Source organism: Streptomyces sp. NPDC086519 (genome assembly GCF_040686075.1).
In the GTDB taxonomy this organism is placed as follows: Bacteria; Actinomycetota; Actinomycetes; order Streptomycetales; family Streptomycetaceae; genus Streptomyces; species Streptomyces shenzhenensis.
Window position 1 is genome coordinate 1 of the sequence record NZ_JBFBJL010000018.1, and the last position, 11,956, is coordinate 11,956.

The following is an 11,956-nucleotide window of genomic DNA, read 5'->3' on the forward strand; positions in this document are numbered from 1 at the left end:
AGCGGCGAACTCAGGGCGCAGCACGACCTGCTGATGGCGAACTTCTTCGCCCAGACCCAGGCGCTGGCCTTCGGCAAGACCGCCGACGAGGTCCGTGCCGAGGGCGTGGCCGAGGAGCAGGTGGCGCATCGCACCTTCCGGGGCAACCACCCCACGACAACCATCCTCGCGAAGGAACTCACCCCGTCGGTCCTCGGCCAGCTCGTCGCCCTCTACGAGCACAAGGTCTTCACCCAGGGCGCCGTCTGGAACATCGACTCCTTCGACCAGTGGGGCGTGGAACTGGGCAAGGTGCTCGCCAAGCGCATCGAGCCCGCGCTGACCGAGCCCCGTACATCAGCCGCTGCCGCGGCGGGCTCGGTACCCGGCCTGGATGCGTCGACGGCGGCCCTGGTGGCCAAGTACCGGGAGCTGCGCGGTCGTTAGGCCGGTCATGAAAGAACCCGTACGGCCGCCGAGGCCGTACGGGTTGTTTTCAGCACTTCGTCAGGCCGAAGCCGGCGGATACAGCGACCGGGGCAGTTGGGAGGCCGCCGTCGCGTCCAGGAGCCACAGGGTGCGTTGGCGGCCCTGGGCGCCCGCTGCCGGGGCCTGGATCTCGCCCGCGCCCGAGAGGGCGATGGCGACGGCCTCGGCCTTGTCCTCGCCCGCCGCCAGGAGCCAGACCTCGCGGGCCGAGCGGATGGCGGGGAGGGTGAGGGAGACGCGGGTCGGCGGGGGCTTGGGCGCGCCGTGGACGCCGACCACCGTGCGTTCCGTCTCGCGGACCGCGGGAAGCTCCGGGAAGAGCGAGGCCACGTGGGTGTCCGGGCCGACGCCCAGCATCAGGACGTCGAAGGTGGGCACCGAACCGTGGTTCTCGGGGCCGGCCGCGCGGGCCAGTTCCGCCGCGTAGGCCTCGGCCGCCGCGTCCACGTCCGTACCCCAGGGGCCGTCCGAGGCGGGCATGGCGTGCACGCGCTTCGGGTCCACCGGAACCTGGTCGAGCAGGGCGTCGCGAGCCTGGGTGACGTTGCGCTCCGGGTCGCCCTCGGGCAGGAAGCGTTCGTCGCCCCACCACAGGTCGAGCCGGCTCCAGTCGATGGCGTCCCGGGCCGGGGCCGCCGCCAGGGCCGCCAGCAGGCCGTTGCCGTTGCGGCCGCCCGTGAGGACCACGGACGCCTCGCCCCGGGAGGCCTGGGCGTCCACGATCTTCGTGATCAGGCGGGCCGCGGCGGCCTGCGCCATCAGCTCCTTGTCGTGGTGCACGACCAGCTGGGGGGTGCTCATGTCGTCTTCGCCCTCTTCTTCAGCGGCGCCCGTTCCTGCGACGCCGCTTCTGTCGTGGGAGCCTCGGCAGCGGCTTCGGGGGCTGCCGCGTGGGTGACCGGTTCTCCTTTGGGCGCCGGGTCCGCCGTGGCGGCGGCCGGGGCCTGAAGGGGAGCCGGGGCCGGGGCCGGTGCCGACGACGCGTTCAGGCGGTCCACGCCGAAGCGCAGGGCCGACGCGTAGGTGTCGTCCGGGTCGAGCCGGCGCAGCTCCTCCGCGATCAGCTCGGCCGTGTCGCGCCGCTTCAGTGCCACCGCGCGGTCCGGCTGGCCGTCGATGGACAGGGTGGCCAGCGAGCCGTCCGCCCGGCCCAGCGCGATCGCGCCCGCGCTGGTGGCGAGCCGCACCGCGGTCAGACCGGGGCCGGCCGACAGGGAGCGTCTGACGGGGACGTCCAGCCGGTCCGCGAGCCACATCGCCAGCAGCTCGCAGCTCGGGTTGAACTCCTCGCCCTCCACCTCGACGGCCTTGACCTCGCAGGCCACCTGGTCCAGGGCCGCCGCCAGCATCGAGCGCCAGGGCGTGATCCGGGTCCAGGACAGGTCCGTGTCGCCGGGGGTGTAGGCGTTCGCGCGGGCGGACAGCTCCCGTACCGGCTGCTCGGAGGAGTAGGTGTCGGTGACCCGGCGCTGGGCGAGGGCCCCGAGGGGGTCCTTCGCCGGGTCGAGCGGGGCGTTCACCGGCCACCAGACGACCACCGGGGCGTCCGGCAGCAGCAGCGGCAGCACGACCGAGTCGGCGTGGTCGGCGACCTCGCCGTACAGCCGCAGCACCACCGTCTCGCCGGTGCCCGCGTCCGCGCCCACCCGGACCTCGGCGTCGAGGCGGGACGCCGTACGGTCGCGCGGGGAGCGGGAGACGCGCTTGATGACGACCAGGGTGCGCGAGGGGTGCTCGTGCGAGGCGTCGCCGGCGGCCTTGAGGGCGTCGTAGGCGTTCTCCTCGTCGGTGACGACGACGAGGGTGAGCACCATGCCCACGGCGGGAGTGCCGATGGCCCGGCGGCCCTGCACCAGCGCCTTGTTGACCTTGGCGGCCGTGGTGTCCGTGAGGTCTATCTTCATGGCCGGCGCCAGCTCCGTCCGTCTCGTGCCAGCATCTCGTCGGCCTCGGCCGGACCCCAGGTGCCGGACTTGTACTGCGCGGGCCTGCCGTGCTTGTCCCAGTACTCCTCGATCGGGTCGAGGATCTTCCAGGACAGCTCGACCTCCTCCGTGCGCGGGAAGAGGTTGGCGTCGCCGAGCAGCACGTCCAGGATGAGCCGCTCGTACGCCTCCGGCGAGGACTCGGTGAACGACTCGCCGTAGGCGAAGTCCATCGACACGTCCCGGATCTCCATCGAGGTGCCCGGCACCTTGGAACCGAAGCGGACGGTGACGCCCTCGTCGGGCTGGACGCGGATGACGATCGCGTTCTGCCCGAGTTCCTCGGTGGCCGTCGTGTCGAAGGGGGAGTGCGGGGCCCGCTGGAAGACCACCGCGATCTCGGTGACGCGGCGGCCGAGCCGCTTGCCGGTGCGCAGGTAGAAGGGGACGCCCGCCCAGCGGCGGTTGTCGATCCCCAGCTTCACGGCGGCGTAGGTGTCGGTCTTCGACTTGGTGTCGATGCCGTCCTCTTCGAGGTAGCCGATGACCTTCTCGCCGCCCTGCCAGCCGGCCGCGTACTGGCCGCGCACGGTCGACTTGCCCAGGTCCTTCGGCAGCCGTACCGCGCCGAGCACCTTCTCCTTCTCCGCCGCGAGCGCGTCCGCGTCGAAGGAGGCCGGCTCCTCCATGGCGGTCAGGGCCATCAGCTGGAGCAGGTGGTTCTGGATGACGTCCCGGGCCGAGCCGATGCCGTCGTAGTAGCCGGCGCGGCCGCCGATGCCGATGTCCTCGGCCATGGTGATCTGCACGTGGTCGACGAAGGACCGGTTCCAGATCGGCTCGTACATGGTGTTGGCGAAGCGCAGCGCCAGGATGTTCTGGACGGTCTCCTTGCCGAGGTAGTGGTCGATCCGGAACACCTGGTCCGGTTCGAACACCTCGTGGACGACCTTGTTGAGCTCCTCGGCCGACTTCAGGTCGTGACCGAAGGGCTTCTCGATGACCGCGCGCCGCCAGGAGCCGCCGGACTGGTCGGCCAGCCCGTGCTTCTTGAGCTGCTGGATGACCACCGGGAAGGAGCGCGGCGGCACGGAGAGGTAGAAGGCGAAGTTGCCGCCCGTGCCCTGCGCCTTGTCCAGTTCGTCGATGGTGGAGCGCAGCCGCTCGAACGCGTCGTCGTCGTCGAAGGTGCCCTGGACGAAGCGCATCCCCTGGAGGAGCTGCTGCCAGACCTCCTCGCGGAACGGCGTGCGGGCGTGTTCCTTGACGGCGTCGTGGACCTCGGCGGCGAAGTCCTCGTGGGCCCACTCGCGGCGGGCGAAGCCGACCAGGGAGAAGCCCGGCGGCAGCAGACCCCGGTTGGCGAGGTCGTAGACGGCGGGCATGAGCTTCTTACGGGAGAGGTCGCCCGTGACGCCGAAGATGACCAGGCCCGACGGCCCCGCGATGCGCGGGAGCCGTCGGTCTGCGGGGTCACGAAGCGGGTTCGCTCCGGAACCGGAAAGGGGTGACAAGTGATCAGCCCTCCGAGGGGGCCAGGCGCTCCAGCTCCGCCTGGGTCGACTTGAGCAGGTCGTTCCAGGACGCCTCGAACTTCTCGACGCCCTCGTCCTCCAGTACCCGGACCACGTCGTCGTACGAGATCCCGAGCGCCTCGACGGCGTCGAGGTCGGCGCGGGCCTGCTCGTACGTGCCGGTCACGGCGTCGCCGGTGATGTCACCGTGGTCCTCGACCGCGAGGAGGGTGGCCTCCGGCATGGTGTTCACCGTGTTCGGCGCCACCAGGTCGACGACGTACAGGGTGTCCTTGTACGCCGGGTCCTTCACGCCGGTGGAGGCCCACAGCGGACGCTGCTTGCGGGCGCCCGCGCTCTCCAGAGCCTGCCAGCGGTCGGAGGAGAAGACCTTTTCGTACGCCTGGTAGGCGAGCCGGGCGTTGGCGACGGCGGACCTGCCGCGCAGCGCCTTGGCCTCGTCGGTGCCCAGCTCGTTCAGGCGCCGGTCGATCTCGGTGTCCACGCGGGACACGAAGAACGACGCCACCGAACGGATGAGCGACAGGTCCAGGCCGCGCTCCTTGGCCTTCTCCAGGCCGGTCAGGTAGGCGTCCATGACCTTGCCGTACCGCTCCAGCGAGAAGATCAGCGTGACGTTGACGCTGATGCCGAGGCCGATGACCTCGGCGATCGCCGGCAGACCCGCCTCGGTGGCCGGGATCTTGATGAGCGTGTTGGGGCGGTCCACCAGCCAGGCCAGCTGCTTGGCCTCGGCGACCGTCGCCTTGGTGTTGTGCGCGAGGCGCGGGTCGACCTCGATCGACACCCGGCCGTCCTGGCCGTCGGTCGCGTCGAACACCGGGCGCAGGATGTCGGCGGCGTCGCGGACGTCCGCCGTGGTGATCATGCGGATGGCCTCTTCGACGGTGACCTTGCGGGCGGCCAGGTCCGAGACCTGCTGCTCGTAGCCGTCACCGGAGGAGATCGCCTTCTGGAAGATCGTCGGGTTGGTGGTGACGCCCACGACGTGCTGCTGGTCGATCAGCTCGGCGAGGTTGCCGGACGTGATCCGCTTGCGCGACAGGTCGTCCAGCCAGATCGCGACGCCTTCCTCGGAGAGGCGCTTGAGTGCGTCTGTCATGGAATTACATCTCCTACGTGTCGTATATGAGCGTCAGCGCTGGGCGGCGGCGAGGGATTCCCTGGCCTTGGCGGCCACGTTCTCGGCAGTGAAGCCGAACTCCTGGAAGAGCACCTTGCCGTCGGCGGAAGCACCGAAGTGCTCCAGGGAAACGATGCGGCCGGCGTCCCCGACGTACTTGTGCCAGGTGAGGCCGATGCCCGCCTCGACCGACACCCGCGCCCGGACGGACGGCGGCAGGACGCTGTCCCGGTACCCCTGGTCCTGCTCCTCGAACCACTCCACGCACGGCATGGACACGACCCGCGTGGGCACGCCGTCGGCCTCCAGCCGCTCGCGCGCCTCGACGGCCACGTGCACCTCGGAACCGGTCGCGATGAGGATGACCTCGGGGTCCTGGTCCGACGCCTCGAAGAGGACGTATCCGCCCTTGACCGCGTCCTCGTTGGGCTCGTACACCGGCACGCCCTGACGGGTCAGCGCCAGGCCGTGCGGGGCGCCCTTGCCGAAGACCTTCGTGTAGCGCCTGAGGATCTCGCGCCAGGCGATCGCGGTCTCGTTGGCGTCGGCCGGGCGGACCACGTTCAGGCCCGGGATGGCGCGCAGCGAGGCGAGGTGCTCGACCGGCTGGTGGGTGGGGCCGTCCTCACCCAGACCGATGGAGTCGTGGGTCCACACGTACGTCACCGGCAGGTGCATCAGCGCCGACAGCCGCACGGAGTTGCGCATGTAGTCGGAGAAGACGAGGAACGTACCGCCGTAGACACGGGTGTTGCCGTGCAGGGTGATGCCGTTCATCTCCGCGGCCATGGAGTGCTCGCGGATACCGAAGTGGATGGTGCGGCCGTAGGGGTCCGCGCCCGGCAGCGGGTTGTCCGCCGGCAGGAAGGAGCTGTCCTTGTCGATGGTCGTGTTGTTCGACCCCGCCAGGTCGGCGGATCCGCCCCACAGCTCGGGGATGACCGCGCCGAGGGCCTGGAGCACCTTGCCGGAGGCCGCGCGGGTCGCGACGCCCTTGCCGGGCTCGAAGACCGGGACCTTCTCCTCCCAGCCCTTGGGCAGCTCACCCGCGGCGATCCGGTCGAATTCGGCGGCCCGCTCGGCGTTGTTGTCCCGCCACAGCTGGAACGACTTCTCCCACTCGGCCTTCGCCGCCGCACCGCGCTCACCGGCCCGGCGGGTGTGGGCGATGACCTCCTCGGCGACGTCGAAGCTCTTCTCCGGGTCGAAGCCGAGGACGCGCTTGGTGGCCGCGACCTCGTCCGTGCCCAGCGCCGAGCCGTGCGCGGCCTCGGTGTTCTGCGCGTTCGGGGCGGGCCAGGCGATGATCGAGCGCATCGCGATGAAGGACGGCTTGTCCGTCACCTTCTTCGCGGCCTCGATCGCGTTGTAGACGGCGTGCGGGTCCAGGTCGCCGTCCGGCTTCGGGGCGATCCGCTGGACGTGCCAGCCGTACGCCTCGTACCGCTTGACGGTGTCCTCGGAGACGGCCGTCTCGGTGTCGCCCTCGATCGAGATGTGGTTGTCGTCCCACAGCAGGATGAGGTTGCCGAGCTTCTGGTGGCCGGCCATCGAGGACGCCTCGGCGGAGATGCCCTCCTGGAGGCAGCCGTCACCGGCGATGCAGTAGACGTAGTGGTCGAACGGCGACTCGCCCTGCGGCGCGTCCGGGTCGAACAGACCGCGCTCGTAGCGGGCGGCCATGGCCATGCCCACCGCGTTGGCGACACCCTGGCCCAGCGGACCGGTGGTGGTCTCCACGCCCTTGGTGTGGCCGTACTCCGGGTGACCGGGGGTCTTCGAGCCCCAGGTGCGGAAGGCTTCGAGGTCTTCCAGCTCCAGACCGAAACCGGCCAGGTAGAGCTGCGTGTAGAGGGTCAGCGACGAGTGACCGGCGGACAGCACGAAGCGGTCGCGGCCCACCCAGTCGGGGTCGGACGGGTCGTGCCGCATCACCTTCTGGAAGAGGGTGTACGCGGCCGGCGCCAGGCTCATCGCCGTACCCGGATGGCCGTTGCCGACCTTCTGTACGGCGTCGGCGGCCAGGACGCGGGCGGTGTCGACGGCCCGCTGGTCCAACTCGGTCCAGTCGAGGTCTGTGGTGGTCGGCTTGGTGCTCACCCTGGGTCAGGGCTCCTCTCCACATGTTCGGTTACCGGTCCACGGGCACACGCCCACACCGGCTGCCGGTGCACTGGGTGCCCACCGGCCGTTGTCGAGCCTACCCCCGTAAAGACGTGCGTTTTTTCGAGTGTTTCCAGACTGCCGGGACTCTCGGGCATCCGCCTCCCGACTGGCCGAGAAGGCATTCGGCACATGAATACGGAACCGCTCATCTGACTGCTCAACCGAACCCCGTCCCCCTCTTCCGAGACGCCCCCCAACACGACCCCACCCCCGCGAAGGTCGGGGTATGGGCAACGTCTAAAGTGGCGTGGTACGCGCGAGCCTTTACCGTGAGTTCACACGGCGGAGCTCGCTGGGAGTCTCTGTCAGGGGTGTGCGTGACGGCCGTCGAATCCCGTCCAGCGGGGGTACTCGGTGCGAGCGAGAGCCCGAGCCACCGGCCGTTCGGGGCCCGTGTCCAAGCTTTCGTGGCACTGACCAAGCCGCGGATCATCGAGCTGCTGCTCATCACCACGGTCCCGGTGATGTTCCTGGCGCAGCAGGGCGTGCCCGACCTGACGCTGGTGCTGCTCACCTGTGTCGGCGGCTATCTCTCGGCCGGCGGCGCCAACGCGCTGAACATGTACATCGACCGGGACATCGACGCGCTGATGGACCGCACCTCGCAGCGGCCGCTGGTGACCGGCATGGTCAGCCCGCGCGAGTGCCTCGCCTTCGGTGTCACCCTCGCGGTCGTCTCCACGCTGCTGTTCGGGTTCACCGTCAACTGGCTGAGCGCCTGGCTGTCACTCGGAGCGCTGCTCTTCTACGTCGTCGTCTACACGATGCTCCTCAAGCGGCGTACCTCGCAGAACATCGTGTGGGGCGGCATCGCCGGCTGCATGCCGGTGCTGATCGGCTGGTCGGCCGTCACCGACTCGCTCTCCTGGGCACCGCTCGTCCTCTTTCTGGTGATCTTCTTCTGGACGCCGCCGCACTACTGGCCGCTCTCCATGAAGGTGAAGGACGACTACGCGCGCGTGGGCGTGCCGATGCTGCCGGTCATCGCCTCCAACAAGGTGGTCGCCAGGCAGATCGTCATCTACAGCTGGGTGATGGTCGCGGTCTCCCTCCTCCTCACCCCCCTCGGCTACACCGGCTGGTTCTACACCCTGGTCGCTCTCGCGGCGGGCGGCTGGTGGCTGTGGGAGGCGCACGCGCTCCAGCACCGCGCGAAGGCGGAGGTGACGGGCGGGAAGCTCAAGGAGATGCGGCTGTTCCACTGGTCCATCACGTACGTGTCGCTGCTGTTCGTGGCGGTGGCGGTCGACCCCTTCCTGCGCTGACGCCCAGGTCACACCGCCCTGCCCTCGCCAGTCGATCTACCCGTGAGTAGCATCCTGTCCATGGCAGACACGCAGCAGGTTGAGGTGGACCAGAAGGCCGAGCGCAGGGCGGCGCGCCTCGCCAAGCAGATCGGCGCCTTCGCCAAGGCCCACGGCGGTGCCGAGGGGCAGGTGGCCTACATCGGCGAACGCGGCGCCCGCATCGTCCTCGTCGGCGCCGACGGCGGCTGGGGCGACCTGGTGGCCCCGACGTACGGGATCGCCGAGCAGGCGGTCGCCAAGTCCGGCATCACGGTCCACGAGTCCTTCGACGGCGAGTTCGCGGCGAAGGTACGGACGGGCCCGTACGAGTGGAAGCGGATGGCGGGCATCCAGGTGGGCGGCTGAGCGACGCGCCCCCGACGGGGCGCGGGGCGGTATCCGAGAGGCGGCTCCGCCGCGTGGGCGCGATCGACCCCACCGGCCCGGCGGCCGAAGAACGACCGCACACCGCGACCTCAGTCCCGGTTCACCCGTTAAGACGGTCAAGCAACCGTCGTCCACGGGGAGCCCGGATGATCGACACGCCGTCCTTGGTGGACCAGTACTGCCACGGCGTACTCCGTACGGAGCTCGGCCTCGGCACCTTCGAGGCCCAGCTCGCCCGTACCGAAGGCCCCCCGGCCCCCGGCACCACCCTCTTCGACACCCAGACCGGTTTCGCGGTACGGCGCTGGTGCCCCCCGCTCCTCGGCCTGGAGCCCCACTGCGCGCCGGCCCGCTACCTGGCCCGGCGCCGTGAACTCGGCGTCCTGGAGACCGGCCGCCGTCTCCTGCGCGGCAGCGGCATCACCACCTACCTCGTCGACACCGGCCTGCCCGGCGACCTCACCGGCCCCGCCGAGGTCGCCTCGACCGGCGCCGCCGAGGCCCGCGAGATCGTCCGCCTGGAACTCCTCGCCGAGCAAGTTGCCGACACCTCAGGCACCGTCGAGTCCTTCCTCGCCAACCTCGCCGAGTCGGTGCACGGCGCGGCGGCGAACGCGGTCGCCTTCACCTCCGTCGCCGGTCTCCGCCACGGCCTCGCCCTGGCCCCCGAGCCTCCCGGCCCCGGTGAGGTGAGAGGCGCGGCCGGCCGCTGGCTGGCGGCCCGCGGCGTCGGCGGCGAGCTGACCGATCCGGTCCTGCTCCGGCACCTGCTCTGGATCGCCGTGGCCTCCGGCCTCCCCCTCCAGCTGCACGCGGGCCTCGGCGAGCCCGGCGCCCGGATCGACCGCACCGACCCGGTCCTGCTCACCGACTTCGTCCGCGCCACCGCGGGCCTCGGCACCGACCTGGTCCTCCTCCACGGCTACCCCTACCACCGCCACGCCGCCCACCTCGCCGGCGTCTTCCCGCACGTGTACGCCGACTCGGGCGCGGCCCTGGTGCGCACCGGCGCCCGTGCCGCCACGGTCCTCGCCGAGATCCTGGAGCTGGCCCCCTTCGGCAAGATCCTCTTCTCCAGCGGCGCCCATGGCCTCCCCGAGCTGCACGTGGTCGGCGCCCGCCTCTTCCGCGAGTCCCTCGCCCGGGTCCTCGGCGCCTGGGTCGCCGAGGGCGCCTGGTCCCTGGGCGACGCGCAGCGCGTGGCCAAGCTGATCGCGGCGGGGAACGCGACACGGGTGTACGGACTGGACTGACCTGAACAGACTGGGCGCATGGACACCGAGACGTTACTGGCCCGCTTCGTCCGTGAGCTGGCGGCACTGGACCCCGTCGCCGTCTGGGCGCACGGCTCGCTCGCCGGGGGCGAGGACTACCGGGAAGGCCGCAGCGACCTGGACCTGATCGCGGTCCTGCCGGGCCCGGTGACCCCCGCCGTCGTATGGCGGATCGCCGTGGTGCACGCCCGGCTGCGCGCGCTGCCGCTCGCCGCCGTCCTGCACTGCACCTATCTGACCCCGTCGACCGCGGCCGACCCCGCCCGCCGCCACCCGACCTGGGCGCACCAGCAGCTGTTCAGACGGCCGGTCACCCCGGTGACCCGGCGTGAGCTGCACGCCTTCGGACGGGTGCTGCACGGCCGCGCCCCCGCCGGACTGCTGCCACCCGTGACGGACCGGGAACTCGGTGACTTCGTCGTCCGCGACCAGCGGGACTACTGGCGACCCGCCGTCGACAAGGCCGCACTGTGGACGCGGGACGTCTGGGTCGACCTGGGGCTGATCACCTTCGCCCGGGCCACCGTCACCGCCCGGGCGGGCCGCCTGATCACCAAACGCGAGGCGCTGGACCTGCTGCCCGGTCTCGGCGCCCCCGCCGAGGTCGTCGACGACATCCGAAGCCGCCGCTACGACGATCACCCCGCCCCGCCCACCGAGGAGTGGACGGCGCGCCGGGCCCGGCTGACCCGCGACTACTTGGGCCCGGCGATCGACGCGCTCACCGCGTCGTACGACTGAGCGGGCAGGTCGGCCGTCACCTCGGCGCGCTCCCGCAGGGACAGCAGGACACGCAGCACGCCGATCCACATCAGGCAGGAGCCGAACATGTGCAGGCCGACCAGGACCGTGGGCAGGTGCGTGAAGTACTGGACGTACCCGATCACGCCCTGACCGAGCAGGATCAGGAACAGGTCGCGGACGCGGTCCCGTGGCCCCTGGGGCGCGTCGACGCCCTTGAGGAAGAACCACAGCGCGAAGGTCAGCGACACCACGATCCAGGCGAACACCGCGTGCAGCTCGGCGACGCCCGACCAGCTGACGTGGATGCGCTCGACGTCGCCGGAGTCGCCCGGGTGCGGTCCCGCGCCGGTCACCACCGTGCCCGCGGTGATGAGCAGCAGCGACACGGCCACCAAAGCCCACACCAGCTGCTGCACGGCCCTGCCGACCAGCGGGCGCGGCTCCCCGTCGCCCTCGCGGGTGCGCTGCCACATCACGGCGGCGACCGTGATGAGAGCGGTCGCCAGCAGGAAGTGGGCGGCCACGCTGTACGGGTTCAGACCCACGAGCACCACGATGCCGCCGAGCACGGCGTTGCCCATCACGAGCCAGAACTGCGTCCAGCCCAGCCGGGTCAGACTGCGCCGGTGGGGCTTCTGCGACCGGGCGGCGATGATCGCCCACCCGACCGCCGCGCACAGCACGTAGGTCAGCATGCGGTTCGCGAACTCGATGGCGCTGTGGTAGCTCAGCGCGTCGGTCGGGGTCAGCGAGCCGTCGGTGCACTCGGGCCAGGTCGGACAGCCGAGGCCGGAGCCGGTGAGCCGCACCGCGCCGCCGGTGACCACGATGATCACCGACATGGCGAGCGCGGCGAGAGCCGCCCGCTGGACGGTCCGGGGATCCGGAGTCCAGCGTTCGGCGATGAAGGCGAGCGGGTTGCGCAGCGCCGCTACGAGGTCGGCGGGGGTCAGCTTTGGCACGGGCACCATGGTAGGGGGCTGCTTGTGCACGCTTTCACGAGGGTGGGGTCCGCGCCGCCGACGGGGCCGTCCAGCGGGTTGCGCGT

10 protein-coding genes and 1 pseudogene are annotated in these 11,956 nt (G+C 71.1%); 5 read left to right on the top strand and 6 right to left on the bottom strand.

The genetic code is table 11. The features are described 5' to 3' along the window. Positions 1-426, top strand: a pseudogene (locus AB0P24_RS18615) (glucose-6-phosphate isomerase); the annotation flags it as partial. A gap of 60 nt (positions 427-486) precedes the next feature. Here the strand turns inward: AB0P24_RS18615 and pgl are convergent. From pgl to tkt, 5 genes are read right to left on the bottom strand one after another with little or no spacing between them, the layout of a single operon-like run. Beyond that, a complete protein-coding gene (gene pgl, locus AB0P24_RS18620; RefSeq protein ID WP_365795226.1) occupies positions 487-1,269 on the bottom strand; it encodes a 6-phosphogluconolactonase in 783 nt (260 codons plus the stop codon). Beyond that, positions 1,266-2,372 (bottom strand): glucose-6-phosphate dehydrogenase assembly protein OpcA, encoded by a 1,107-nt coding sequence (opcA, locus tag AB0P24_RS18625; protein ID WP_365795228.1) that lies wholly within the window; start codon positions 2,370-2,372, stop codon positions 1,266-1,268. Before opcA ends, pgl begins: the two co-directional genes overlap by 4 nt. Further along, entirely contained in the window at positions 2,369-3,907 is a 1,539-nt protein-coding gene (zwf, locus tag AB0P24_RS18630) for a glucose-6-phosphate dehydrogenase (RefSeq protein WP_365795230.1), read from the bottom strand. The genes opcA and zwf overlap by 4 nt, the downstream gene beginning before the upstream one ends. A 4-nt stretch (positions 3,908-3,911) precedes the next feature. Then, entirely contained in the window at positions 3,912-5,030 is a 1,119-nt protein-coding gene (gene tal, locus AB0P24_RS18635) for a transaldolase (protein ID WP_365795232.1), read from the bottom strand. Between the two features lie 33 nt (positions 5,031-5,063). Then, positions 5,064-7,151 (bottom strand): transketolase, encoded by a 2,088-nt coding sequence (gene tkt / locus AB0P24_RS18640; protein WP_365795234.1) that lies wholly within the window; start codon positions 7,149-7,151, stop codon positions 5,064-5,066. Between the two features lie 377 nt (positions 7,152-7,528). Here tkt and AB0P24_RS18645 point away from each other — a divergent pair, with 377 nt between their 5' ends. From AB0P24_RS18645 to AB0P24_RS18660, 4 genes are all read left to right on the top strand, one after another. Then, positions 7,529-8,482: a heme o synthase gene (locus tag AB0P24_RS18645; RefSeq protein ID WP_365795236.1), complete on the top strand. Its 954-nt coding sequence runs from the start codon at positions 7,529-7,531 to the stop codon at positions 8,480-8,482. Between the two features lie 60 nt (positions 8,483-8,542). After that, positions 8,543-8,869, top strand: a complete 327-nt coding sequence (locus AB0P24_RS18650) for a hypothetical protein (RefSeq protein WP_365795237.1) — start codon at positions 8,543-8,545, stop codon at positions 8,867-8,869. A gap of 167 nt (positions 8,870-9,036) precedes the next feature. Continuing rightward, positions 9,037-10,143: an amidohydrolase family protein gene (locus AB0P24_RS18655; protein WP_365795238.1), complete on the top strand. Its 1,107-nt coding sequence runs from the start codon at positions 9,037-9,039 to the stop codon at positions 10,141-10,143. 18 nt (positions 10,144-10,161) lie between these two features. Further along, positions 10,162-10,905, top strand: coding sequence for a nucleotidyltransferase (locus AB0P24_RS18660; RefSeq protein ID WP_365795239.1), 744 nt, complete (start codon positions 10,162-10,164; stop codon positions 10,903-10,905). On the opposite strand, the gene AB0P24_RS18665 is transcribed toward AB0P24_RS18660, so the two are convergent. Beyond that, positions 10,860-11,879 (bottom strand): COX15/CtaA family protein, encoded by a 1,020-nt coding sequence (locus tag AB0P24_RS18665; RefSeq protein ID WP_365795240.1) that lies wholly within the window; start codon positions 11,877-11,879, stop codon positions 10,860-10,862. The two genes, AB0P24_RS18660 and AB0P24_RS18665, sit on opposite strands and share 46 nt — an antisense overlap. Between the last annotated feature and the right edge of the window lie 77 nt (positions 11,880-11,956).

Bases quoted from the DNA above. Each gene is read 5' to 3' on its own strand.
- pgl (WP_365795226.1), bottom strand. From the start codon at position 1,269: ATGAGCACCCCCCAGCTGGTCGTGCACCACGACAAGGAGCTGATGGCG.
- opcA (WP_365795228.1), bottom strand. From the start codon at position 2,372: ATGAAGATAGACCTCACGGACACCACGGCCGCCAAGGTCAACAAGGCG.
- tal (WP_365795232.1), bottom strand. From the start codon at position 5,030: ATGACAGACGCACTCAAGCGCCTCTCCGAGGAAGGCGTCGCGATCTGG.
- AB0P24_RS18650 (WP_365795237.1), top strand. From the start codon at position 8,543: ATGGCAGACACGCAGCAGGTTGAGGTGGACCAGAAGGCCGAGCGCAGG.
- AB0P24_RS18655 (WP_365795238.1), top strand. From the start codon at position 9,037: ATGATCGACACGCCGTCCTTGGTGGACCAGTACTGCCACGGCGTACTC.
- AB0P24_RS18660 (WP_365795239.1), top strand. From the start codon at position 10,162: ATGGACACCGAGACGTTACTGGCCCGCTTCGTCCGTGAGCTGGCGGCA.
- AB0P24_RS18665 (WP_365795240.1), bottom strand. From the start codon at position 11,879: ATGGTGCCCGTGCCAAAGCTGACCCCCGCCGACCTCGTAGCGGCGCTG.